The sequence below is a fragment of the Pseudomonas sp. YuFO8 genome, assembly GCF_035065025.1.
Taxonomy (GTDB): domain Bacteria; phylum Pseudomonadota; class Gammaproteobacteria; order Pseudomonadales; family Pseudomonadaceae; genus Aquipseudomonas; species Aquipseudomonas putida_AE.
In genome coordinates, this window is the sequence record NZ_JAXDEQ010000041.1 from 1 (window position 1) to 24,832 (window position 24,832).

A 24,832-nucleotide genomic window follows, 5' to 3' on the forward strand; every position below is an offset into this window, starting at 1 on the left:
AGCTCCTACAGGGGATCACCGCCAGGCACAAATCCCGGCAACACCCAAAAAACCTGGAGCTGCCGCAGGGGGAATTATCTAGAACATCGGTCGTGCCGCCGCAATCGCCACCAACACCAACCCGACAATCAGATTGATCCCCACCAACCGACGAATCCTTCCCAGTACCGCAGCCCCCGCCGGCCAATCCTGGGCCGTCACCGCCGTGCGCAACTCCGGCAACATCAACGCCTGGATCCGGATGAACAGCGCCGTCATCACCACATACAGCCCCATCATCACCTGCACGTAACGCGGTGCGCTTTCAAAACCTGTGTATTGCAGATGAATCATGCCGACGCCGCTGATCGGCAATAGCACCACCGCGACCCAGACCCAGCGAAAGAAACCTTGAAACACTTCCAGCCACAGCTTCAGCCGGGCAGGGCCCTCCAGTGCCTTCAAGGCCGCGGGGCGCAAGACCATCCAGGCGAAAAACATGCCGCCGACCCACACCAGTGCGGCGAGGACATGCAGGCTATAAATGAGGCTAAAAGGTGTCATCGGGTTACTCCGTTCTGCGCGGGATTCATTAGCGGGGTATGATAGCGACCGAACCGAACTACTGAAAATTTATCCAGCGTTTTTTGCGCCCGACAATCCATGATCAGCACCGAACTCAAAACCACGATCCAGGGCGCCTATTCGCGTTTTCTCGAAGCCAAGAGCCTCAAGCCGCGCTACGGCCAACGCCTGATGATCGCCGAAATCGCCAAGGTCCTCGGTGACATCGACACCGACGACGAAGGCCGGCGCAGTGGCGACCCCGCGATTGTCGCGGTGGAAGCCGGCACCGGTACCGGCAAGACCGTAGCCTACAGCCTGGCGGCCATCCCCACTGCCAAGGCGGCGGGCAAGCGCCTGGTGATCGCCACGGCCACCGTCGCCCTGCAGGAGCAGATCGTCTACAAGGATCTGCCCGACCTCATGCGCAACAGCGGGCTGAATTTCAGCTTTGCGCTGGCCAAGGGGCGTGGACGCTACATGTGCCTGTCCAAGCTCGACATGTTGCTCCAGGAAGGTCACGCACAAACCGCCACCGCCCAGCTGTTCGAAGAAGAAGGCTTCAAGATCGAGGTCGATGAGGCCAGCCAGAAGCTGTTCACCAGCATGATCGAGAAACTTGCCGGCAATAAGTGGGACGGTGACCGCGACAGCTGGTCCACCGCCCTGGAGGACGCCGACTGGGCGCGCCTGACCACCGATCACAGCCAGTGCACCAACCGCCATTGCCCGAACTTCGGCCAGTGCGCCTTCTACAAGGCCCGCGAAGGCATGGGCAAGGTCGATGTGATCGTCACCAACCACGACATGGTCCTGGCCGACCTGGCGCTGGGCGGCGGTGCCGTGCTGCCCGATCCGCGCGACACCATCTACGTGTTCGACGAAGGCCATCACCTGCCGGACAAGGCCATCGGCCACTTTGCCCATTACACGCGCCTGCGCTCCACCGCCGACTGGCTGGAAACCACCGCGAAGAACCTCACCAAGCTGCTGGCCCAACACCCGTTGCCCGGTGATCTGGGCAAGCTGATCGAACAGGTGCCGGAGCTGGCGCGGGAGATCAAGACCCAGCAACAGTTCATGTTCACCGCCTGTGAGCAGATCGCCGATTTCAAGCCCGGCGAAGATGTCGAGGGCCGCGAACGCCCACGCCACCGTTTCGTCGGCGGGGTGATTCCCGAGCACATGCGCGAAATGGGCGTCGAGCTGAAGAAGGGCTACGCGCGCCTGACCGACCTGTTTACCCGCCTCACTGAATTGCTCAAGGAAGGCATGGACGGCGAGGTCAATATCGGCATCGCCAGCAACCAGGCCGAGGAGTGGTATCCGTTGTTCGGCAGCCTGTTGTCGCGCTCATCCGGCAACTGGGAATTGTGGGTCGCGTTCACCGCTGAAGACCCGGAAGACAACCCGCCCATGGCCCGCTGGCTGACCCTGGCGGAAAGCGGCTCGCTTTTCGATATCGAAGTCAACGCAAGCCCGATCCTGGCGGCGGAAATGCTCCGGCGCAACCTGTGGAACGTGGCCTATGGCGCGCTGGTGACGTCGGCCACCTTGACCGCCCTGGGCACCTTCGACCGCTTCCGCATGCGCGCCGGCCTGCCGAAAAAGGCCGTGACCGCCGTGGTGCCGAGCCCGTTCCATCACGCCGACGCCGGTGTATTGCGGGTGCCGAACCTGAACGCCGATCCGCGGGATGCGGCGGCCCATACCGCCGCGATCATCCGTGACCTGCCAGACCTGGTCGAAGGGTCTCGGGGCACGCTGGTGCTGTTTTCCTCGCGCAAGCAGATGCAGGACGTGTTCGACGGCCTGGACCGCGACTGGCGCAAGCAGGTGTTCATTCAAGGCAACCTGTCGAAACAGGAAACCCTGAACAAGCACAAGGCGCGGGTCGATGGCGGTGATTCCAGCGTTCTGTTCGGCCTGGCGAGTTTTGCCGAAGGGGTCGACTTGCCCGGTGCCTACTGCGAGCACGTAGTGATCGCCAAGATTCCGTTCTCGGTGCCGGATGATCCGGTCGAAGCGGCGCTGGCCGAATGGATCGAGGCCCGTGGCGGCAATCCGTTCATGGAGATTTCCGTGCCGGACGCCTCGCTGAAACTGGTCCAGGCCTGCGGGCGCCTGCTGCGCACCGAAGAAGACCGCGGCACCATCACCTTGCTCGATCGGCGCCTGGTCACCCAGCGTTATGGCAAGGCGATCCTCAATGCGTTGCCTCCCTTCCGCCGTGAAATTTCCTGATAAACCGGTGGGCAGTTTTGCCCGCCGCGTTGTCTATCTCTCTACCATCGCTTTTCCATTGGCCCGCCCGGGTCGCTAGGGAGAATTCCGTTCTCATGATTCGCTGTTCGCTACCTGCCGTTCTTGCCCTGATGTTCGCCACGCCCTTGCTGGCGGCGCCCGCCGGGCAGCAGACGCTGTTCAATTTTGTGCGCCCCGCCGACGTGGTCCAGGTGGCGACCCAGGACGCCAGCCTGCCGCAGTCCAACGCCGAACAGACGCCCGAAGGCGAAGTGCTGCGCCGGGTCACCTTCAACCCTGTTGCGCGGCCAACGCTGCGCCTGTCGCCGCAGACCGGTGCCTGGGACTGGTCGCAGTCGGGCGTCATGAGCTTGCGGATCCAGAGCGCCATGAATTGGGCCGTGACCCTGTACGTGACCATTCAGAGCAACGACGGCAAGACGTTGGTCAGTCGCGTCGATCTTCCAGCCGGCCCGGCGCAGACCCTGTTGGTGCCATTGCAGCCGACTTCGCCGCTGAGCCAGGGCCTGAAGGCGGGTCCGCCGATGCCGATGACCGTCGACGGCCAGCGCATTTTGCTGGCCAGCAGTGCCGGTGAACTGGACCGCAGCCAGGTGGTGTCGGTCAGCCTGTCCATGGATCAACCGAAAGTCGCCCAGAGCATCCTGCTGGAGCGCTTTGGCGTGCAGGATGGCGAAGGTGTGACCCAAGCGGTCTATGGCGGGCTGGTGGACGCTTATGGCCAATCGACCCGGGCCAAATGGCCAGAAAAGGTCAGTAGCGACGAACAACTGAAAAGCGCCGCCGCCAAGGAACAACAGCAGCTGAAAACCTGGCTGGGTGAGCGCGAAAAGTCCTCCCTGGACACGTTCGGCGGCTGGACCAACGGGCCGACGTTCAAGGCCAGCGGTTTTTTCCGCACCGAGAAACGCGATGGACGCTGGTACCTGGTGACGCCGCAGGGGCATCCGTTCTATTCGCTGGGGGTCAACACCGTTGCGGCGGACGTCAACCAGACGTATGTCGCCGGTCGGGAATGGATGTTCGAATCCCTGCCCAAGGCGGATGAACCGCTGGCCAATCACTTCGGGGAAGGCGACAACCGCGGTGGTAATGGTGTCGATAAGGGGCGGGGTTTCAGTTCTGGAAAATGGTATGACTTCTATGGCGCCAATCTGCAGCGTCTGTACGGCGACCCTTGTGCACTGGGCAGCAATACCAAGGCCGGCGTTGCTGAAGCGGCCAAGGCCGATGCGGTAGAAGCAACGGCCGAGAAGGCTGCCGAGCCTGCCGTCGCACCCTCAACGGCCGAATCCGGAGTCGCCGAAGCGGCCAAGGCCGGCGCCGCCGATGCGACGGTGGCAAAAGCGGCTGAGCCACCACCTGCCGAACCCTGCAAAACGACCTTTGATGAGCAGCGCTGGACCGGCCACACCCTGGAGCGCCTGCAAGCCTGGGGGTTCAACACCCTCGGCAACTGGAGCGCACCGGCACTGGGTGACGCGCAGCGCATGCCGTACACCTTGCCATTGTCGATCGTCGGCGATTACGCGAGCATCAGCACTGGCAACGACTGGTGGGGCGGGATGCCCGACCCATTCGACCCGCGTTTCGCCATGGCGACCGAGCGCGCGGTGGCCATTGCTGCCCGCGACCACCGCGACGATCCATGGCTGATCGGTTACTTCGCCGACAACGAACTGGCCTGGGCCGGTCCCGGCGATGACCCGAAAGCCCGTTATGCGCTGGCCTATGGCACCTTGAAAATGACCACCGACGTGCCGGCCAAGCGCGCGTTCCTCAAGCAGTTGCGTGACAAATACCGCAACCAGGCGGGCTTGTCGAAAGCCTGGGGTATCGATCTGCCAGCCTGGGAACTGATGGAGGACCCGGGCTTCGTGCCGCCGCTGCCAAGCGCCGAGCACCCGGAAATCGAGGCCGACTTCAAATACTTCCAGAAGGTCTTCGCCGACACCTACTTCAAGACCATTTCCGATTCGCTGGAGTGGCACGCGCCGAACCAGCTCCTGCTTGGTGGCCGGTTTGCCATCAGCACCCCGGAAGCCGTTGAGGCCTGTGCGCAGTACTGCGACGTATTGAGTTTCAACATGTACACCTTGCAACCCCAGGACGGTTACGACTTCGCCAGGCTGCGCAGTCTGGACAAACCGGTATTGGTCACCGAGTTCAACTTCGGCTCGACCGACCGCGGCCCGTTCTGGGGCGGCGTGACGCAACTGGCGAAGGAAGAAGACCGTGGCCCGGCCTACGCGAATTTCCTGAAACAGGCGCTGGGCGAGCCGTCGATTGTTGGCGTGCACTGGTTCCAGTACCTCGACCAACCCGTGACCGGTCGCCTGCTGGATGGCGAAAATGGTCACTTTGGCCTGGTGGGGATAACCGATCTGCCGTTCCAGGGCTTTGTCGACACCGTGCGCAAGAGCAATCTGGCGACGGTCGATCAATTGGCCAAAGAGGCCCAGAAGGCCGCCGCCGAGGTCGACAAGGCGAACCACGACGCCGAGGGCGGGCGCAAGGCCGAAGCCGGCAAAGGCTCGGGGAAGGGCGCTGGTGGGCATTCCGGCCAAGGTCATTAAACGCCGGGATCGCAACCCTGTAGGAGCTGCCGAAGGCTGCGATCTTTTGATTTTAACCTGGGGGTTGAATTGACCGCCCAGCCCGCCCCTGTTCCCAAAACCCTCAAGGGCTGGAACAATGCGGCCCACTTTATAGAACGTTTCCGGGGAGTTGCGGGTGCAGATTCAGGGTCATTACGAGCTTAAGTTCGAGGCAGTGCGTGAAGCGTTCGCGGCGCTGTTCGACGATCCTCAGGAACGTGGCGCCGCGTTGTGCATCCGGGTCGGCGGCGAAACCGTCGTCGACTTGTGGGCCGGCACCGCAGACAAGGACGGAGCCGAAGCCTGGCACAGCGACACCATCGCCAACCTCTTCTCCTGCACCAAGACCTTCACCGCCGTCACCGCCCTGCAACTGGTGGCCGAAGGCAAGCTGCAACTGGATGCCCCGGTGGCCCGCTACTGGCCTGAATTCGCCGCCGCCGGCAAAGAATCGGTGACCCTGCGCCAACTGCTTTGCCATCAGGCCGGTCTGCCGGCGTTGCGCGAGTTACTGGCCCCTGAAGCGCTTTACGACTGGCAAACCATGGTCGACGCCCTGGCCGCCGAAGCACCATGGTGGACGCCGGGTGAGGGCCACGGTTATGCGGCCATCACCTATGGCTGGCTGGTCGGCGAGCTGCTGCGCCGTGCTGACGGTCGTGGCCCCGGTGAATCCATCGTGGCGCGGGTTGCCAAGCCTTTGGGCCTGGATTTTCACGTCGGCCTGGCCGATGAAGAGTTTCATCGCGTGGCGCACATTGCCCGCGGCAAGGGCAATGTCGGCGATGCCGCGGCCCAGCGCCTGCTGCAAGTGACCCTGCGCGAGCCAACGGCCATGACCACCCGTGCTTTTACCAATCCACCTTCGGTGCTGACCAGTACCAACAAACCTGAGTGGCGGCGCATGCAACAGCCGGCGGCCAATGGCCACGGCAATGCCCGCAGCCTGGCCGGGTTTTACGCCGGTTTGCTCGATGGCAGCCTGCTGGAAGGCGAATTGCTCGACGAGCTGACCCGCGAGCACAGCCTCGGCGAAGACAAGACACTGTTGACCCGAACCCGTTTCGGCCTGGGCTGCATGCTCGACCAACCGGATGTGCCCAATGCGACCTTCGGCCTGGGCGCGCGAGCCTTCGGGCATCCGGGTGCGGGTGGCTCTGTTGGTTTCGCTGACCCGGAACATGATGTGGCATTCGGTTTTGTGACAAATACCCTGGGGCCGTACGTCTTGATGGATCCGCGCGCACAAAAGCTTGTGCGGGTACTGGCCACTTGTCTGTAAATCACGCTCAAGGGTTCCGGAGCTGGAACCCGACGGCCTTTTCAGTTTCCAAGCGTCTGTTTATGCGGGCTGACCCGGCCTGATTTTATTACTTCATTTTTGTGGATATCCAATGTCAACCAAACCCACCCTCGCCTTGGCACTGTGCTTCGCTATTACCGGTTGCGCGCAGACTCCTAAAAATGATGCAGACGGCGGCAGTTGGTGGCCGTTCGGGTCTTCCGACAAAGTCGCGGCCAAAGAGCCGGCCAAAGAACCGGCCCCAGCTCCCTTGAAGCCCACCGCAGCCGCTGCGGTGACCAAGACTGACAGTTCCAGCCCTTGGTACTGGCCGTTCGGCTCCGAGGAAGTGCTCGACAAGAAACCAGAGGTAAAACCTGAGGCCAAGCCGGTCGAAGTCGCCAAGGCCGAGGCCGATGCGGGCGGCAAGTGGTGGTGGCCGTTCGGCGGCAAGGATCAAAGCACTGCCAAAGCCGTGCCGATGCCTGATCCGAAAGTCACCCAAGCCTGGCTTGACGACTACGAACCGCGTCTGCGTACAGCGATCAAGGACAGCAACCTGCAACTCGAACGCCGTGAAAACGTCCTGGTGGTCACCGCGCCGGTAGAAGGCTCGTTCAACCCGGACCGCCCGGCCATGCTGCTGCCGGTAACCCTCGGCCCGTTCACTCGCGTTGCGAAAATCCTTGAAGCCGATCCGAAGACTGCCGTGCTGGTACTCGGCCACAGTGACACCTCGGGCGCAGCGCCGGCTAACGTGAAGCTGAGCCAGGAACGTGCGCAGTCGGTGGCTGCGATCTTCCGCCTCAGCGGTCTACAGCGCGATCGTCTGATGCTGCGTGGCATGGGTGGTGAAGCCCCGCGTGCCGCTAACGACAGCAATGAAGGCCGTGCCTTGAACCGCCGCGTGGAACTGTTGGTAACGCCGCAAAACACCATGGTCGCCTTGCTGAGCAAGTACAACATGCCGGCCCCGGCGCCTGTGCGCATGGTCGCGGCCCAGGACATCAAGCCGGTTGCCAAGCCTGTGACGCCAGCACCTGCCGATGCGAAGAAAGCGGCTGCACCGGTGGCGAAGAAAGCGCCGGCCAAGAAAGCCGCCGCGAAGAAGACCCCGGCTAAAACGGCAACGCCCGCGAAGAAGACGACACCGGCCAAAGCCGCAGCCGACACTAAAAAAGTCGCCGCCGCCGATACTACAAAGAAGTAATTCGTCAACCATAAGGAATGCGCCATGACCAAGGCCCTGGCTGATATGCGCCGCGACTACACCCGTGATGGCCTGACCGAGGCGCAAGCCCCGGCCGAGCCGTTCGCGCTGTTCCACCAATGGTTTGCCGACGCGGTGAAAACCGAGCAGGCACCGGTGGAGGCCAATGCCATGACCTTGGCCACTGTCGACCAGGAGGGGCGGCCGCATTGCCGCATCCTGCTGCTCAAGGGCCTGGACGCCCAGGGCTTCACCTTCTTCACCAACTACGACAGCGCCAAAGGCCAGCAACTGGTGGCGAATCCATTCGCGGCCATGACGTTTTTCTGGCCGACCCTGGAGCGTCAGGTGCGGATTGAAGGTCGGGTGGTGAAAGTCACGCCAGAAGAATCCGATGCGTACTATCAGGTGCGCCCGCTGGGCAGTCGCCTCGGTGCCTGGGCTTCGCCGCAGAGCCGGGTGATTGCCGATCGGGGTGAGCTGGAGTCGCTGCTCAAGGATACCGAGCAACGTTTCAGCGATAGCCAACCCCACTGCCCTGAACACTGGGGCGGTTATCGCCTGCTGCCAGAACGCATCGAGTTCTGGCAGGGCCGTCCGAGCCGTCTGCACGACCGGCTCAACTATCGCCTGCAGGGTGCCAACTGGATTCTTGAACGCCTGGCACCTTAAGCAGTCTACCGCTCGGGATAAGCTGCCGCTGCGGCCTCAAGCCACTGCGGCAGGTCTCGACGCCTGATTTTCTGAGCCCGGGCGCTCGCCAACCGTTCGAGCATGAACGCTTTTTTCTGCTCGTCCTTGCCGGCCAGCGCCAACGCCAGGTCCCGGTCCATCCAGCGTCTGATGCGCACGTACAGCCACCCATGGAAGTACAGCCCGGCGACGGTAGTGACGACAATGATAAAGTAATCCATCTGGATCCCTGCTCAGTGGCGCTGTTCTGCGATCAGGCCGCGACTGTGTGGTGAGTGCGTGGACAGGCCTGTACGAAGCCTGAATCGAAACATTTTTATCCGGGCAAGGCCGTGACAGGCGTCTGGCTGCGGAGTTTAATGGTTACTTGTCCTTTGGAGTTGATGCTATGCGTAAGTCTGTTCTGCTGGTTGCTTCCTTTTCCACCATGGCGATGTTGCTCACTGGCTGCCAATCGAGCTTGACCGGTGACTCCTATTCCCGTGACGAAGCGCGTCGCGTGCAGACGATTCGCATGGGTACCATCGAAGCCCTGCGACCGGTGAAAATCGAAGGTACCAAGACGCCAATCGGCGGCGCGGCTGGTGCAGTGGTGGGCGGTGTCGGTGGTAGCGCCATCGGTGGTGGCCGTGGCAGCATTGTCGCAGCGGTCATCGGTGCCGTCGCAGGCGGCCTGGTAGGCTCGGCAGCCGAAGAAGGCCTGACCCGCACCCAGGGCGTGGAAATCACCGTGCGCGAAGACGACGGCAGCATGCGCGCCTACGTGCAACAGGTTCAGGAAAACGAAGTGTTCCGCGTTGGCGAGCGCGTGCGCATTGCCACGGTTGATGGCACCAGCCGCGTTTCCCACTAAGCGGGAATACGGGTAAAAGAAAACCCCGACCAGGTGACTGGATCGGGGTTTTTCTTTAGCACATGAATTGTTCTCTACGCGGTTTGCAGCACCGGCTTGCGACTCGCCGCCGCCGTTACGGCATAGCCAATCAATGCCGCCAGGATCGAACCGGTCAGGATCCCCATGCGGTCCATGCCTGCGTAGTCACTGACGCCCGGCTCAAAGGCCAGCGAACCGACGAACAGGCTCATGGTGAAGCCGATGCCGCAGAGAATCGCCACGCCCAGCACCTGGCCCCAATTGGCCCCCTGGGGCAGGGCGGCGATGCCGGTTTTCACCGCCAGCCAGGTCAGGCCGTACACGCCGACGGTCTTGCCCAGCAGCAGGCCGATCGCGATGCCCATTGGCACGGCGTGGGTGAAGCTTTCGGCGGTCACGCCACTGAGGGACAGGCCGGCGTTGGCGAAGGCGAACAGCGGCAGGATGCCGTAGGCCACCCATGGGTGCAGCGCGTGCTCCAGTGAAAGCAGGGGAGAGGGTTCGGCGTTTTTCGTGCGCAAGGGGATGCAGAATGCCAGGGTCACGCCGGCCAGCGTGGCATGCACTCCGCTCTTGAGCACGCAGACCCAGAGGATCAGGCCAATGATCATGTAGGGGCCGAGCTTGACCACGCCGAGCCGGTTCATCCCGATCAGCGCCGCGATGCAGGCGGCGGCCAGTGCCAGGGACAGGGTCGACAGTTCGCCGGAATAGAAAATCGCGATGATGACGATCGCGCCGAGGTCGTCGATGATCGCCAGGGTCATCAGGAACAACTTCAGCGACACCGGCACGCGTTTGCCCAGCAGCGCCAGTACGCCCAGCGCGAAGGCGATGTCGGTGGCGGTCGGGATCGCCCAGCCGTCCAGGGCCGGTGGATTGTCACGGTTGAGGAACCAGTAGATCAGCGCCGGGACCACCATGCCGCCAATGGCGGCCGCGCCGGGCAGGACGATCTGCGACGGTTTGGACAGCTGCCCGTCGAGGACCTCGCGCTTGACCTCCAGCCCGATCAGCAGGAAGAACAGCGCCATGAGCCCGTCGTTGATCCACAGCAGCAGCGGCTTGGCGATTTTCAGCGCGCCGACCTGGGCGACCACGGGGGTTTCCAGCAAGCCGTTGTAGAGCCACGACAATGGGGAGTTGTTGATGATCAGTGCGAGGATAGCCGCGGCGATCAATAACAGACCGCTGGCAGCTTCCAGCTGAAAGAAACGCGTGAACGTGCTACGCAGAGGCAAAGTCGCTCTCCATCGATAAAGTCAAAAGGTGGCACACCCTAACCCGTACCGTTAGTTGTTAAAACAAAAGTTATATTCTTTTTTGTTATATGTCGTTACAACGCGATTCTTCGGGCAAGGACCTGAGCCTAGCAGTTGCCGGATGTATTGGAACTCAGCTGTACCTGTGTTTGATGTAGGATTTTTCCTAAGCTTGCAGGTTGAGGCTTGTGACGGGGCCGCCTATTGCCTGATCCATCGAGATAACCACCATGAGCGACAACCGACAGTGGTCCCGCGAAGCCATCCGGATCATCGAAGCCGACTTCCAGCGCAGCGCCGACACTCACCTGATCCCCTTGTCGCTGCCAGGTTTTGCCGGCATCGAGTTGTACTTCAAGGATGAGTCGAGCCATCCCACCGGCAGCCTGAAACACCGCCTGGCGCGGTCGCTGTTCCTGTATGCGCTGTGCAATGGCTGGCTCAAGCCCGGTGCGCCGGTGATCGAGGCGTCCAGCGGCTCGACGGCGATTTCCGAGGCATACTTCGCGCGTTTGCTGGGGGTGCCGTTCATTGCCGTGGTGCCGGCCAGTACGTCGAGGGAAAAGATCGCACAAATCGCGTTCTATGGCGGGCAGACGCATCTGGTCGCGGATCCGACGCAGATCTACGCCGAGTCCGAACGCCTGGCGCGCGAGCACGACGGCCACTTCATCGACCAGTTCACCTACGCCGAGCGTGCGACCGACTGGCGTGCGAACAACAACATCGCCGAATCGATTTTCCAGCAGATGCGTTTCGAAAAGCACCCGGAGCCGAGCTGGCTGGTGTCCAGCCCCGGGACTGGGGGGACGACGGCGACCCTGGGGCGTTACGTACGTTATCGGCAGCACGCCACCCGCGTGTTGTGTGCCGATGCCGAGCGCTCGGTGTTTTTCGATTACTACCAGACCGGCGATGCCAGCCTGCGCCTGGATCACGGTTCGCGGGTCGAAGGCATTGGTCGGCCCCGGGTGGAAGCGTCATTCCTGCCCAAGGTCATCGATGCGATGGTCAAGGTGCCGGACGCATTGTCACTGGCAGCCATGCATTACCTGGCTGAACGTCTGGGGCGGCATGTCGGTGGATCGAGCGGGACCAACCTGATTGGCGCGTTGATGGCGGCGCAGCAGATGGCGGCGGCGGGGGAGAAGGGGTCGATCGTGGCGATTCTGTGCGACAGCGGCGAGCGCTATGCCACGACCTATTACGATCAGGCGTGGCTCAAGGCCGAGGGGTTTGAGCTGAGCGGGTTGATCGATGCGGTGGCCGCGACGGTCGAGCGCGGCGAGCCGCTACCGGCGAGCGTGTTGCGCGCCAATATCTGACCCCCCTGCACCTGTAGGAGCTGGCTTGCCAGCGAATGCGGTTCGTCATTCAACAGAAACGTTGGCTGATCCACCGCCTTCGCGAGCAAGCCCGCTCCCACAGGGGGTTGGCGTCAGGCTTCGAGGCCGAGAATATCCCGCGCCACCGCTTCGGCGATGCGAATGCCATCGACACCCGCCGACAAAATCCCGCCCGCATAACCCGCGCCTTCACCCGCCGGGAACAAGCCTTTCACGTTCAGGCTCTGCATCGACTCGTTACGCGTAATGCGCAGCGGCGACGAAGTACGGGTCTCGATCCCGGTCAACACCGCGTCATGCAGCGAGTAACCGCGAATCTGTTTCTCGAACGCCGGCAAGGCTTCACGAATCGCTTCGATGGCGAAGGCCGGCAAGGCCAGCGCCAGGTCGCCCAGGGCAACGCCCGGTTTGTAGGAGGGTTCGACGCTGCCCAGCGCGGTGGACGGCTTGCCGGCGATGAAGTCGCCGACCAGTTGCGCCGGTGCCTCGTAGTTGCTGCCACCGAGCACAAAGGCGTGGGATTCCAGGCGTTCCTGCAACTCGATACCGGCCAGCGGGCCGCCCGGATAATCGACTTCCGGGGTAATCCCGACGACGATCCCGGAGTTGGCGTTGCGCTCGTTACGCGAGTACTGGCTCATGCCATTGGTGACCACGCGGTTCGGCTCGGAGGTCGCCGCCACCACCGTACCGCCCGGGCACATGCAGAAGCTGTAGACCGAACGGCCGTTCTTGGCGTGGTGCACCAGTTTGTAGTCGGCGGCGCCGAGTTTCGGGTGGCCGGCGTACTTGCCCAGGCGCGCGCGGTCGATCAGCGACTGCGGGTGCTCGATACGGAAACCGACCGAGAATGGCTTGGCTTCCATGTACACGCCGCGGCCGTGGAGCATGCGGAAGGTGTCCCGGGCACTGTGGCCCAGGGCCAGGATCACGTGTTTGGAGTGGATCTGCTCGCCGCCATCGAGTTCGACGCCGACCAGTTGGCCGTCTTCGATCAGCACGTCGGTCACCCGTTGCTGGAAGCGCACTTCGCCGCCCATGGCGCGAATCTGCTCACGCATGTTTTCCACAACGCCCGTCAGACGGAACGTACCGATGTGCGGTTTGCTGACGTAGAGGATTTCTTCCGGGGCGCCGGCCTTGACGAATTCATTGAGGACTTTACGGCCGATGAACTTCGGGTCCTTGATCTGGCTGTAGAGCTTGCCGTCGGAGAAGGTCCCCGCGCCGCCCTCGCCGAATTGCACGTTGGACTCGGGGTTGAGCACGCTTTTACGCCACAGGCCCCAGGTGTCCTTGGTGCGCTGGCGCACTTCGGTGCCGCGTTCGAGGATGATCGGCTTGAAGCCCATCTGCGCCAGCAGCAGCCCGGCGAAGATCCCGCACGGTCCGAAGCCGACGACGACAGGGCGCACGCTCAGGTCGGCCGGCGCCTGGCCAACCATTTTGTAGCTGACATCCGGTGCCACGTTGACGTTACGGTCATCGGCGAACTTGTTCAGTACCGAGGCCTCATCGCGAACATCGAGGTCGATGGTGTAGATGAAGCACAGCTCGGAGGACTTTTTGCGCGCATCGTAGCTGCGCTTGAACAAGGTGAAATCGACCAGGTCATCGCTGGAGATGCCCAGGCGCTGCAGGATGGCAGGGCGCAGGTCTTCATCGGGATGGTCGATCGGCAGCTTGAGTTCGGTGATTCGTAACATGGCAGGATCCGGTTCGCGGGGCGCACAACTGCGCCAGGGCGTTTGAAACCGGCGATTATAAGCCCCAAAGGCGCAGGCCCGTGAGGCTAAAACGATCAGTCGTCGCGCGAACCGCCGAAATACCCGCAACCGCGCTGTACCTTGCCATCGATGCGCAGTTCGGCACTCATGTGCTGCAGGCTGCCCGTCATGCCGTCGATGCAGCGTTGTGGCGCGACCCACAGTTCGATGTGCTGGTTGTTGGCTTCGGTGCTGAGGTTGAAGCGGCCTTCGCCCAATTGCTCTTCGACGTAGGGCACGGCCAACGGCGGCTGGCCGGCGCGTTCCACGACCATGCCTTTGCCGGTGACGCTCACGCTCCACTCGGGGGCATGGCCGGCGGCGCGCAGGATCAGCGGCTTGAAATTTGGATCGGCGCAGGCGGTGGCGGAGCGCTCGACGCGGTACAGCGTTTCCACGTCGAGCTGATCTTCGCCGTTACCGGGAACGATGCGCCCACGCACGTCGGCAAACAGCTTGCCCTGGGCATCGGCGAGGCTCGCGGCCTGTTGCAGGACGCTGGTGCTGCCCGTGTCATTGACCAGGTAACGGCGTTGCTCGCCGCACGGCTGGAACAGCAGTTTGCCGTCGGCGGCGCTCAACTGGCCCTGCAGGCGGGTCTGCCCGACGTGGGAGGCACTTTCACGCTGGCCGTCGAACAACTGGCAGGCCGCGAACAGGGGGAGCAGGGCAACAAGGACTAAGGAACGGGCAGCACGCATCTTGGGGTCTCCTGACAAGTGCCGCCACGTTACTCAGCCTGACCGTTCATCACAACCCTGCATTACGCCGGGCTTTTTGTAGGAGCTGGCGCAGCCTGCGATCTTTTGATGTTGTTTGAGGCGATTGAAAATCAAAAGCCAGATCAAAAGATCGCAGCCTGCGGCAGCTCCTACCCCACGTGAAAGGTCTGGCCCGTCTGCAAGCCTTCGACGCTTTTGGCGTAGGCCAATGCCACATCCTCGGCAGGAACCGGCTTGTAGCCACGGAAATACGGGGCATAGCTGCCCATGGCTTCGACCAGGACGGTCGGGCTGATCGAGTTCACGCGTAAGCCGCGTGGCAACTCGATGGCGGCAGCGCGGACGAAACTGTCCAGCGCACCGTTGACCAGCGCAGCGGATGCGCCACTACGGATCGGGTCGTGGCTGAGTACGCCGGTGGTGAGTGTGAAGGATGCACCTTCATTGGCGAACTCACGGCCAATCAGCACCAGGTTGACCTGGCCCATCAGCTTGTCCTTGAGGCCCAGGGCAAAACTCTCTTCGCTCATTTCGGCCAGCGGTGCGAAGGTCACGTTACCGGCGGCGCACACCAGTGCATCGAATTTGCCGGTCTGTTCGAACAGTCGGCGAATCGACGTGCTGTCACTGATGTCCACCTGAAAATCACCGCTGCTGCGGCCAATGCGGACGATCTCGTGGCGCTGGGACAGCTCCTTGTCGACGGCCGAACCGATGGTGCCGCTGGCGCCAATCAAAAGAATTTTCATACTGGCTGATCCTCGTTGGATTGAGTAAGGCTTCAGTTTAGAGTGGTTTTTTCCGGCGATAAGCGCACTAATGGGCAACCTTTGGTTTTCAAATGGAAACAATCCATGAGCGAAATGGATGACCTGGCCGCCTTCGCGGTATTGATCGAAGCGGGCAGTTTTACCCTGGCGGCGCAGCAATTGGGTTGCAGCAAGGGCCAGTTGTCCAAGCGCATCAGCCAGTTGGAAGCGCAGTTTTGCGTGGTCCTGCTGCAGCGCACCACGCGGCGCTTGAGCCTGACAGCGGCGGGCGCGGCGTTGTTGCCCCAGGCCCAGGCGCTGGTGGTGCAAGTCGAGCGTGCGCGCCAGGCCCTGGCACGCCTGAAGGACGACATGGCGGGCCCGGTGCGGATGACGGTTCCGGTGTCGCTTGGGGAAACTTTCTTCGATGGCTTGTTGCTGGAGTTCTCCGCCCAGTATCCCGAGGTGCAGATCGAACTGGAGCTCAACAACAATTACCGTGACCTGTCCCGGGACGGCTTCGATCTGGCGATCCGCTCCGATGTGGCGATCGATCAGCGCCTGGTGGCGCGGCCGTTATTGGCGTGGCGGGAATTGACCTGCGCCAGCCCGGCCTATCTGGAGCAATACGGTGAACCGCAGACGCCTCAGGCGCTGGCCGAGCACCGCTGCCTGCTCAATAGCCACTACAGTGGCCGGGAGGAGTGGCTGTATCACCAGCAACACGAGCTGTTGCGGGTACGGGTTTCCGGGCCGTTTGCCAGCAACCATTACAACTTGTTGAAAAAAGCCGCCCTGGCTGGCGCCGGCATTGCCCGTTTACCGTCCTACGCGTTGCCCGAGGAATTGGCTGACGGGCGCTTGCGCTGGCTCCTGCGTTATTTTCAGACCCGGAGCATGCCGATGTACCTGGTGCACCCGTATCAGGGTGGGTTGCCCAGGCGCACGCAGGTGCTGGCGGATTATTTGATTGGCTGGTTCAAGCGCAGCGGCGAGGCGCTGGACAGGCTTTGAATCTTCACACGGACCCTGTAGGAGCTGGCTTGCCAGCGAAAGGGCATAACATTCAACGACGATGTTGACTGATACACCGCTATCACTGGCAAGCCAGCTCCTACAGGGTTCTGTGTTGTTGGCGGGATTGTGGCGGGCATAAAAAAACGGCCCGCGAGGGCCGTTTTCTGGTTACCCCGAAGGCTTAGCCACCGAGGTACGCATCACGCACTTTCGGATCGGTCAGCAGCGCTTCACCGGTGCCTGTCATCACTACCCGGCCGTTCTCCAGAACGTAGGCGCGGTCAGCGATTTTCAGGGCCTGGTTGGCGTTCTGCTCGACCAGGAACACCGTCACACCGTCCTTGCGCAGCTGTTCGATGATGTCGAAGATCTGCTGGATGATGATCGGGGCCAGGCCTAGCGAAGGCTCGTCGAGCAGCAGCAGCTTGGGCTTGCTCATCAGTGCGCGGCCGATGGCGAGCATTTGCTGTTCGCCGCCGGACATGGTGCCGCCACGCTGGCTGAAACGCTCTTTCAGGCGTGGGAAAAGTCCGAGGACCTTGTCCATCTGTTCCTGATAGTCGCCCTTGGCGGTGAAGAAACCACCCATGGAGAGGTTTTCTTCCACGGTCAGGCGGGAAAACACCCGACGACCTTCCGGCACCACGGCAATGCTCTTGCGCATGATCTGCGAAGAATCCTGGCCGACCAGTTCCTCACCCATGTAGCGGATGCTGCCGCTGTGGGCCCGAGGCGAACCGCACAGGGTCATCAGGAGTGTGGACTTGCCGGCACCGTTGGCGCCAATCAGGGTCACGATCTCGCCCTGGCGGACTTCGACGTTGACGCTGTGCAGGGCCTGGATCTTGCCGTAGAAGGTGGAAACGTTTTCGAACTGCAGCATTTACGCTTCCCCCAGGTAGGCTTTGATCACTTCAGGATTGTCGCGGATCTGTTCCGGCGTACCGTTGGCCAGGGGGGTGCCCTGGTTGATCACGACGATGTGGTCGGAAATGCTCATGACCAGTTTCATGTCGTGTTCGATCAGCAGCACAGTGACGTTGTGCTCCTCACGCAACATGCCTATCAGCGCCTTCAGGTCTTCGGTTTCCTTCGGGTTCAGGCCGGCGGCCGGTTCGTCGAGCATGAGGATCCGCGGACGGGTCATCATGCAGCGGGCGATTTCCAGGCGCCGTTGCTGACCGTAGGCCAGGGTACCGGCCGGACGGTTGGCGAACTCCTTGAGGTTGACCTTTTCCAGCCAGTACTCGGCGAACTCCATGGCCTCGCGTTCGCTCTTGCGGAACCCCGGGGTCTTGAACAGGCCGGACAGGAAGTTGGTGTTCAGGTGGCGATGCTGGGCGATCAAGAGGTTCTCGACCGCGGTCATGTCCTTGAACAACCGCACGTTCTGGAAGGTACGCACCACGCCCTTGAGGGCGATCTTGTGGCCCGGCAGGCCCTCGATCGGCTCGCCATCGAGCAGGATGCTGCCGCCGCTTGGCTTGTAGAAGCCGGTCAGGCAGTTGAACACGGTGGTCTTGCCGGCGCCGTTGGGGCCGATCAAGGCAACCACTTGTTTCTCTTTCACGCTCAAGGCAACGCCGTTGACCGCCAGCAAGCCGCCGAAGCGCATGCTCAGGTTTTCTACTTTAAGGATCTCGCGGCTCATTTGCGCAGCTCCATGTGAGGACGTTGCATGGGCAGCAGACCCTGAGGGCGCCAGATCATCATCAGTACCATCAAGGCACCGAACATCAACATGCGGTACTCACTGAACTCACGCATCATTTCCGGCAGCAGGATCATCACCACCGCCGCCAGGATCACACCCAGCTGCGAGCCCATGCCACCCAGCACCACGATGGCGAGGATGATCGCCGACTCGATGAAGGTGAACGACTCCGGTGTCACCAGGCCTTGGCGGGCAGCGAAGAAGCTACCGGCGAAACCGGCGAAGCTGGCACCCAGGGTGAACGCCGAGAGCTTGATGATGGTCGGGTTCAGACCCAGTGCACGGCAGGCGATTTCGTCTTCACGCAATGCTTCCCACGCGCGGCCAAGCGGCATGCGCAGCAAGCGGTTGATGACGAACAGCGCACCCAGGGCCAGCAACAGCGCAACCAGGTAGAGGAAGATCACCTTGTTGATCGAGTTGTATGCCAGGCCGAAATACTCGTGGAAGGTTTGCATGCCTTCCGCGGCTTTACGTTCGAAGGTCAGGCCGAAGAACGTCGGTTTCTCGATGTTGCTGATGCCGTTCGGACCGCCCGTGAGGCCGGTCAGGTTACGCAGGAACAGACGGATGATTTCACCGAAGCCCAGGGTCACGATCGCCAGGTAGTCACCGCGCAGACGCAGTACCGGGAAGCCGAGCAGGAAGCCGAAGGTGGCGGCCATCAGGCCGGCAATCGGCAGGCAGATCCAGAAGCTCAGGCCGTAGTAGTGCGACAGCAGCGCATAGCTGTAGGCGCCCACGGCGTAGAAGCCGACGTAACCGAGGTCGAGCAGGCCAGCCAGGCCAACCACGATGTTCAGGCCCAGGCCGAGCATCACGTAGATCAGCACCAGCGTCGCGATATCCACCGCGCCGCGAGAACCGAAGAACGGCCAGACCAGGGCGCCGGCGATCAAGGCAATGATGATCCAGCGCTGGGTGGTCGGCAGGGTCAGGAAGTTACTGGCCTTGGCCGGGATCAGCGGCATGCTTGGCGAGGAGCGCCAGGCCGAGCTGATCTGCTGGTCGAACAGCACGCGCAGGAACATCAGCACCGAACACACGGCGATGGTGATCAAGGTGGCGTCGCTGGTGCCATGAACTTCGAGGTTGATGCCGACGATGGTCAGCTTCAGGCCGAGTACCGGGTAGGCCACGGCCCATACCAGCAAGGCACTGAACAGTGCCTGTTTAAGATTCCTAGTCATACCTTCTCAACCTCCGGACGGCCCAGCAGGCCGGTTGGCCGGAACAACAACACCAAAACCAAGAGACCGAAAGCCACGACGTCCTTGTACTGGTCGCCGAAGACATCGGCGCCGAAGGCTTCCGCCACACCCAGTACCAGCCCGCCGAGCATGGCGCCCGGAATGCTGCCGATACCGCCCAGTACCGCCGCGGTGAAGGCCTTGAGGCCGACCAGGAAACCGGCGTTGGGGTTGATCACGCCGTATTGCATGCTCAGCAGCACGGCCGCGATGGCCGCCAGCGCAGCACCGATGACGAAGGTCAGGGCGATGATGTTGTTGGTGTTGATACCCAGCAGGTTGGCCATCTTGATGTCTTCGGCGCAGGCACGGCAGGCGCGACCCAGGCGAGAGCGGGAGATGAACAGCGTCAGGCCGAGCATGGCGACCAGGGTCACCACGAACACCACGATTTGCATGTAGGAAATCAGCACTTCATGTGCACCACCTGGCCCGAAGGTGAAGTTGCCCGGAATCAGGTTGGGGATGGATTTGTCCTTGGAGTCTTGCGCCAGCAGAACCGTGTTCTGCAGGAAGATCGACATGCCGATGGCGGAAATCAGCGGGATCAGACGGTTGCTGCCGCGCAACGGGCGGTAGGCGATCCGTTCGATGCTGTAGCCGTAGGCACTGGTGACGACGATGGTCGCCAGGAAAGCGGCGGTCATCAACAGCGGAACACTGTCGAGTCCCAGCATGGCCAGCCCGGCGATGGCGATGAACGCCACGTAGGAGCCGATCATGTACACCTCGCCGTGGGCGAAGTTGATCATTCCAATGATGCCGTAAACCATCGTATAGCCGATGGCGATCAGGGCATACGTGCTGCCAATGGTCAGGCCATTAACCAGCTGTTGGAAGAAGTGATAGATGTCAGGCATTACAGCGCTCCTAAAAACCTGATACGCATTTCACTGGTGGAGTCATTTTCCCGCCCGGGCCCCGTGGATCTGCATCCACTTCGAATCCGGGGTTTGCCAGCGAACCGCTGATGACGGTTTTGAGATTTTCAGGTGGGGAGACTGGCGGATCACGCCAGCGCGGCCCAGGTACGTTCGTAAAACAAAGCCCACGGCACGCCGTGGGCTTTATTGGCAGTCAGTCAGGCAAGACCTTACTGAGGCTTGGCTTCAGTTTTTGGTTTGCCGAAGTGCCACTCGTAGACCACGAATTTGAAGTCTTTCAGGTCACCTTTCTCGTCGAAGGCCAGGTCGCCAGTTGGAGTCTTGAAGGTACCCGCGTGGATGGCTTCAGCCACTTTGGTCGCGTCTTCGGACTTGGCGGCCTTGATGCCGTCGGCGATCACGGTCACAGCCGAGTAGGCCGGGAACACGAACGGACCGCTCGGGTCTTCTTTCTTGGCCTTGAACGCATCAGCCAGGGCAACGTTGGCCGGATCCTGGTCGAAGGATTTCGGCAGGGTCACCAGCAGGCCTTCGGAAGCGTCCTTGGCGATCTGCGAGATGGAGTCGTTACCCACGCCTTCCGGACCCATGAACTTGGCTTTCAGGCCTTTTTCCTGGGCTTGACGCAGGATCAGGCCCAGCTCCGGGTGGTAGCCGCCGTAGTAGACGAAGTCGACGTTGGCTTGCTTGAGCTTGGCGATGATCGAGGAGAAGTCCTTGTCGCCGGCGTTGACGCCTTCGAACACGGCAACCTTGGTGCCTTTCTTCTCGAGGGTCTGTTTAACGGCGGTGGCGATGCCTTCACCGTATTGCTGTTTGTCGTGCAGGACGGCAACGATTTTCGGTTTGACGAAATCGGCGATGTAGTTACCGGCGGCAGGGCCTTGGGCGCTGTCCAGGCCGATGGTGCGGAACACCATTTTGTAACCACGAGCGGTGATGTCCGGGCTGGTGGCAGCCGGGGTGATCATGATCACGCCTTCGTCTTCGTAGATGTCCGAAGCCGGTTGGGTGGAGCTGGAGCACAGGTGACCGACCACGAACTTGACGCCGTCGTTGACGACTTTGTTCGCGACCGCTACCGCTTGTTTTGGATCACAGGCGTCATCGTATTCGACGGCTTCGAGCTTCTTGCCGTCTACGCCGCCTTTGGCGTTGATCTGTTCAATGGCCATTTTGGCGCCGCTGAACTGCATGTCGCCGTATTGGGCTACAGGACCGGTCTTGGGGCCGGCGATGCCGATCTTGATGGTGTCAGCTGCGAACGAATGGCTGGCAACCCCGGCCAGAACCATAGCGGCAAACAGTTTGGAAATCTGCTTAGTAGCCTTAGTCATAGTGCTCCACTCTTACTGTTGTAATTTTTATAGTCCTGGCGCCGTTGGCAGCAGAACCGGGTCAGATATCTACGACATCCCCCGGAAAAGCCCCCCGGCAACTGTACCGGTACAGTGTAGAGCGCCGATTGTCAGCCTGGGAAGCTGGCGCCAGGGGGCAAAACTTGGGGGTGTCGCTTTTTTGAAAGAAAAAGTCAGAATTGCGGCGGGGTTTTGACGGGCTTATAGCCAGATTCCGTGCATTCCTTGGCTTTCCTGCGCTTTTCATTCGGTCACTCAAATTGCATCTGGGTTTTTCTGCCTGACCACCGACGTTATCATTGCGTCGATTTCTTTTCCGGACCGGACCCATGACTGAAGAACCTAGCACCCTCTATGCCAAACTGCTCGGAGAAACCGCATCTATTTCCTGGAAGGAACTGGAGCCGTTCTTCGCCAAGGGTGCCCTATTGTGGGTCGACCCGAGCCTCGATTTGATCGCCGCAGCCGAAGCTGTAGCCACTGATGAAGGCGAGAAAGTGGCTGCCTGGCTGGCCGAAGACAAGGTCGCCAAGCTGTCTGAAACGCGGGCGCTGGATCTTTTCGAACGGGATCCGCAGCTGTGGGCTGTGGTGGTTTCGCCGTGGATCCTGATCCAGGAAAGAGCGCAGGCCTGAGTGCGTGCACCATGGTGGTGCCATCGCTGAGCCAAGGAAAGTGTGTAGCCGAGTAGCGTGATGGCAGGTTGCCGTAGAGAAAGGCCACGCTTCACGGTGACGTAAACGTAACGGGAACAGTTAGTAAGACAGCTGAACGGCTGACCAATTGTTTCTGGATGTTGAAAGGCCGTTGAATTCGAGATCGTTTTCGCTGACAAGCCAGCTCCTGCAGGAATTGATGTCGAACACCTATTTCGTGAACGACACCGAATCTGTAGGAGCTGGCTTGCCAGCGATCGGAGCGACTCGGTATCACGCCTCGATCAGTAACTCTTGCCTGTGTGGTTATTCAACGAAATCACCTTGGTCTTGCCAATCCGGTGACGATAGATCTCACGCAGGTACTTGATCGCTTTCTTCACGCAATCGCGTGACAGCCGGATGTCGTTGATCGAGACGAACTTGTCCTTGTCGTTGATCAGCTCGCGATACTTCTTCTCGTACATCGGCTTGATCGCGTACCAGTTGGTATCGAGGATTTTCGCCGGGTTCTCGAACTCGTTGAGCAGGTCGTCGATCAGGTCTTCATCGAAGTGCTCGTTGATGATGAAGTCCAGGACCGAGTTGTCCAGGGTGTCGTCGAAGCGGTACGGCGTACGGGCAAAGCAGCGCTTGATGAACGCCACGATCAAGGTCAGGAAATCGTCCGACAGGCACGGGCTCTTGGCGATCAGGGTGGTCAGCGACAGGTTGGCCGAGGCGCCGATCACCAACGCATAGCGCTTGAGCGTGGTGTTGGGGAACAGACTGTTGAGGTGGGTCTTCAAGCGGTTCAGGTCCATGTAGGACAGCTTGTAGTCCTTGGGCAGGGAAACGATCGACACCACCGATGAGCAGTTCTTGAAGAAGTGCAGATCGTGCAGGGCGGCCGCGTCATACCCCGAATTCTTGTACTGCTCCAGCGCCGCGCGATAGCGCTTGGACTCGATGGGCAGCAGGCTGATGCCTTCGATGGCCTGGGTGACCTTGTTGAAGTGCGGCAGGTCGATGGAGCGGAAGAACAGGTCGTCGATGTTCAGGCGCTGCGGTTCTTTGTCGAAGACCTTGAACTTGTCGCTGCTCGGCGGCGGGGTTTCCGGCACCACGGATTCGGCATAGGCAATGGCCACCGGGCCGGCGAGACTCATGAACAGGTCGTTGGCGTCCAGGCGAATGGTTTCGCCGATGTCGATGCCGGCACGGCGGAAATAGTTCTGGTCGTAGTCGGTGGTGACCGCCTGAGCCGTCAGAATGTTGAAGATCTGCTGCGAGATGTACTGGTTGGCATGCTTTTCCATCGCGTTGACGTCGATGTTCTGGATGTTGCCGTCATCGCTTTCTTCGGCATAACGCATGATGTCGTTGGAGATCAGCATCATCGCGTTCCATGGGCGGATACGACCCATGACGCTGGCTTCACTGCTGTCTTCGTTGGCGAAGTTGTAGGAGAAGTCCCATTCTTCCGACAGGTACTTGCACAGCAGGCGGCCGGCGTTGATGTGCAGCGCCTCGGACATTTCACTGCGGTGATCGGATATGTTTGGCAGTACGCAGATGCCGCTGGTGAAGATCGGTTCGAAGACGAAGGAATGACCGCTTTTGCTGTCGTGCTCGTCCATCGGCCGGGTGTCGAACGTCTTGTTCATGTACGAGTGTTGCTGGGCCAGGCCGAATTCCGAAGCCATGCCCGAACCGGTACCGCCACCGGCACTGAAGATCGAGAAATACAGGCGCGACTGGTTGGCCTTGATGCCACAGCTGTCGATCAGGTACGAGTGGATCATCTTCCAGTCGGGGCTGGAGAAACGCTGGGTGTCCTTGTTCAGGATGATCTTGGCCAGGTACTGGCCGAGAATCGGCGCGTTACCGGCACCACCGGCATGGACTTCCGACAGGTCCATGATTTTCATTTTGCTGTAGTCGCGCAGGAAACCGCTCTTTTCGCCTTTGCGCGAGAAGCGGATACGCCCGGCGATGTCCTTGTCCAGGTCGCCCAGCATCACCAGCGGTTCGACCAGGAACACCGGTTTGGTGGCCTTGTTCGACCCCAGGCGCAAATTGTTGCGAATCCACTGTGCCGGGCTATAGCCTTTTTCCGCATAGCGCTTGTCCGGCGACAGGCGATCTTCGTTGTTGAATTCGTTGAGGTAGAACTTGCGGGCGTTGTAGACCAGTTCCGCGACATCCAGCGCGATGTTCGAACCGCAGCGGCCCAGGCCAATCAGGCACACCGACGGGAATTCCTGATCGTTGTGCTGTTCGTTGTCACCTTCCAGATGCGCTGGGCGCGGGAACACCATGTCGCGCAGGCCGTCGAGGTTGTCGAGGATGCGATCGGTGTTGGTTTCGGTGAAGTACAGGTATTGCTGGGTCGCCAGCGGGCGCGACGGCGTCAATGGCTTCGACGGTGCGGGGCTGTTCGCCGCCGGGCTCAGCGTCAGGTCGGAAAGCGCAGGGGCTGGATTGTTTTTAGAAGTCATCGTTCGCCATGTACCTGGGCTGGTGGGTCGGGCAACCTGTTGTCGTCGACCATCACGGAATGAGAACTCGCGTCTTTTATCAGCGCGAATTGTCCCGGGCGGCGCAGCCAGTTGGCGCGTCGCCCGGCGGAATCCTTTCCTGAGTCTTGATAAATCGGCCAGTA

The 24,832-nt window shown here is 61.1% G+C and carries 21 protein-coding genes; 9 read left to right on the forward strand and 12 right to left on the reverse strand.

Annotation, left to right across the window (positions count from 1 at the left end; genetic code table 11):
* Positions 1-78 precede the first annotated feature (78 nt).
* Positions 79-543: a CopD family protein gene (locus SOP95_RS25965; RefSeq protein ID WP_323608777.1), complete on the reverse strand. Its 465-nt coding sequence runs from the start codon at positions 541-543 to the stop codon at positions 79-81.
* Positions 544-642: 99 nt separating this feature from the next.
* Here SOP95_RS25965 and dinG point away from each other — a divergent pair, with 99 nt between their 5' ends.
* The 5 genes from dinG to pdxH all read left to right on the forward strand — a co-directional run bounded on the left by dinG (position 643) and on the right by pdxH (position 8,569).
* A complete protein-coding gene (gene dinG / locus SOP95_RS25970) occupies positions 643-2,787 on the forward strand; it encodes an ATP-dependent DNA helicase DinG (RefSeq protein WP_274073408.1) in 2,145 nt (714 codons plus the stop codon).
* Positions 2,788-2,882: 95 nt separating this feature from the next.
* Positions 2,883-5,384 carry a beta-agarase gene (locus SOP95_RS25975; protein WP_323608779.1) on the forward strand — a complete coding sequence of 834 codons (2,502 nt, stop codon included), beginning with the start codon at positions 2,883-2,885 and terminating at the stop codon, positions 5,382-5,384.
* A gap of 157 nt (positions 5,385-5,541) precedes the next feature.
* Positions 5,542-6,687, forward strand: coding sequence for a serine hydrolase domain-containing protein (locus SOP95_RS25980; RefSeq protein WP_323608780.1), 1,146 nt, complete (start codon positions 5,542-5,544; stop codon positions 6,685-6,687).
* A gap of 112 nt (positions 6,688-6,799) precedes the next feature.
* Complete coding sequence (locus tag SOP95_RS25985; RefSeq protein ID WP_323608781.1) at positions 6,800-7,897, forward strand: OmpA family protein; 1,098 nt, start codon at positions 6,800-6,802, stop codon at positions 7,895-7,897.
* Positions 7,898-7,921: 24 nt separating this feature from the next.
* The gene (pdxH, locus tag SOP95_RS25990) at positions 7,922-8,569 is read left to right on the forward strand and encodes a pyridoxamine 5'-phosphate oxidase (RefSeq protein ID WP_323608782.1); all 648 of its coding nucleotides are present in this window, start codon (positions 7,922-7,924) and stop codon (positions 8,567-8,569) included.
* A gap of 5 nt (positions 8,570-8,574) precedes the next feature.
* On the opposite strand, the gene SOP95_RS25995 is transcribed toward pdxH, so the two are convergent.
* The gene (locus SOP95_RS25995; RefSeq protein ID WP_274073413.1) at positions 8,575-8,811 is read right to left on the reverse strand and encodes a hypothetical protein; all 237 of its coding nucleotides are present in this window, start codon (positions 8,809-8,811) and stop codon (positions 8,575-8,577) included.
* A gap of 167 nt (positions 8,812-8,978) precedes the next feature.
* Between SOP95_RS25995 and SOP95_RS26000 the strand changes: the two genes are divergently transcribed.
* The gene (locus tag SOP95_RS26000; protein WP_274073414.1) at positions 8,979-9,443 is read left to right on the forward strand and encodes a glycine zipper 2TM domain-containing protein; all 465 of its coding nucleotides are present in this window, start codon (positions 8,979-8,981) and stop codon (positions 9,441-9,443) included.
* A 74-nt stretch (positions 9,444-9,517) separates the two neighbouring features.
* On the opposite strand, the gene nhaA is transcribed toward SOP95_RS26000, so the two are convergent.
* Positions 9,518-10,705: a Na+/H+ antiporter NhaA gene (nhaA, locus tag SOP95_RS26005; RefSeq protein ID WP_274073415.1), complete on the reverse strand. Its 1,188-nt coding sequence runs from the start codon at positions 10,703-10,705 to the stop codon at positions 9,518-9,520.
* A gap of 251 nt (positions 10,706-10,956) precedes the next feature.
* On the opposite strand from nhaA, the gene SOP95_RS26010 reads away from it, so the two are divergent.
* Positions 10,957-12,051, forward strand: a complete 1,095-nt coding sequence (locus tag SOP95_RS26010) for a PLP-dependent cysteine synthase family protein (RefSeq protein ID WP_323608784.1) — start codon at positions 10,957-10,959, stop codon at positions 12,049-12,051.
* A 113-nt stretch (positions 12,052-12,164) separates the two neighbouring features.
* Here the strand turns inward: SOP95_RS26010 and SOP95_RS26015 are convergent, their stop codons facing one another.
* The 3 genes from SOP95_RS26015 to SOP95_RS26025 all read right to left on the reverse strand — a co-directional run bounded on the left by SOP95_RS26015 (position 12,165) and on the right by SOP95_RS26025 (position 15,309).
* Positions 12,165-13,778: an NAD(P)/FAD-dependent oxidoreductase gene (locus tag SOP95_RS26015; RefSeq protein WP_274073417.1), complete on the reverse strand. Its 1,614-nt coding sequence runs from the start codon at positions 13,776-13,778 to the stop codon at positions 12,165-12,167.
* A gap of 95 nt (positions 13,779-13,873) precedes the next feature.
* Entirely contained in the window at positions 13,874-14,539 is a 666-nt protein-coding gene (locus SOP95_RS26020) for a COG3650 family protein (protein ID WP_323608786.1), read from the reverse strand.
* 170 nt (positions 14,540-14,709) lie between these two features.
* Positions 14,710-15,309 carry a short chain dehydrogenase gene (locus SOP95_RS26025; protein ID WP_274073419.1) on the reverse strand — a complete coding sequence of 200 codons (600 nt, stop codon included), beginning with the start codon at positions 15,307-15,309 and terminating at the stop codon, positions 14,710-14,712.
* A 105-nt stretch (positions 15,310-15,414) separates the two neighbouring features.
* Between SOP95_RS26025 and SOP95_RS26030 the strand changes: the two genes are divergently transcribed.
* Entirely contained in the window at positions 15,415-16,323 is a 909-nt protein-coding gene (locus tag SOP95_RS26030; protein WP_323608788.1) for a LysR family transcriptional regulator, read from the forward strand.
* Positions 16,324-16,507: 184 nt separating this feature from the next.
* On the opposite strand, the gene SOP95_RS26035 is transcribed toward SOP95_RS26030, so the two are convergent.
* From SOP95_RS26035 to SOP95_RS26055, 5 genes are all read right to left on the reverse strand, one after another.
* Positions 16,508-17,209, reverse strand: coding sequence for an ABC transporter ATP-binding protein (locus tag SOP95_RS26035; protein ID WP_020798122.1), 702 nt, complete (start codon positions 17,207-17,209; stop codon positions 16,508-16,510).
* Complete coding sequence (gene livG, locus SOP95_RS26040) at positions 17,210-17,977, reverse strand: high-affinity branched-chain amino acid ABC transporter ATP-binding protein LivG (protein WP_274073421.1); 768 nt, start codon at positions 17,975-17,977, stop codon at positions 17,210-17,212.
* Entirely contained in the window at positions 17,974-19,230 is a 1,257-nt protein-coding gene (locus SOP95_RS26045; RefSeq protein ID WP_274073422.1) for a high-affinity branched-chain amino acid ABC transporter permease LivM, read from the reverse strand. The genes livG and SOP95_RS26045 overlap by 4 nt, the downstream gene beginning before the upstream one ends.
* Positions 19,227-20,150 carry a high-affinity branched-chain amino acid ABC transporter permease LivH gene (gene livH, locus SOP95_RS26050; protein WP_274073423.1) on the reverse strand — a complete coding sequence of 308 codons (924 nt, stop codon included), beginning with the start codon at positions 20,148-20,150 and terminating at the stop codon, positions 19,227-19,229. The genes SOP95_RS26045 and livH overlap by 4 nt, the downstream gene beginning before the upstream one ends.
* A 233-nt stretch (positions 20,151-20,383) precedes the next feature.
* The gene (locus tag SOP95_RS26055) at positions 20,384-21,511 is read right to left on the reverse strand and encodes a branched-chain amino acid ABC transporter substrate-binding protein (protein WP_274073424.1); all 1,128 of its coding nucleotides are present in this window, start codon (positions 21,509-21,511) and stop codon (positions 20,384-20,386) included.
* 350 nt (positions 21,512-21,861) lie between these two features.
* Between SOP95_RS26055 and SOP95_RS26060 the strand changes: the two genes are divergently transcribed.
* Positions 21,862-22,167, forward strand: a complete 306-nt coding sequence (locus tag SOP95_RS26060) for a DUF2288 domain-containing protein (RefSeq protein WP_274073425.1) — start codon at positions 21,862-21,864, stop codon at positions 22,165-22,167.
* A 305-nt stretch (positions 22,168-22,472) separates the two neighbouring features.
* Here the strand turns inward: SOP95_RS26060 and SOP95_RS26065 are convergent, their stop codons facing one another.
* Entirely contained in the window at positions 22,473-24,668 is a 2,196-nt protein-coding gene (locus SOP95_RS26065; protein WP_274073426.1) for a hypothetical protein, read from the reverse strand.
* Positions 24,669-24,832: the final 164 nt, after the last annotated feature.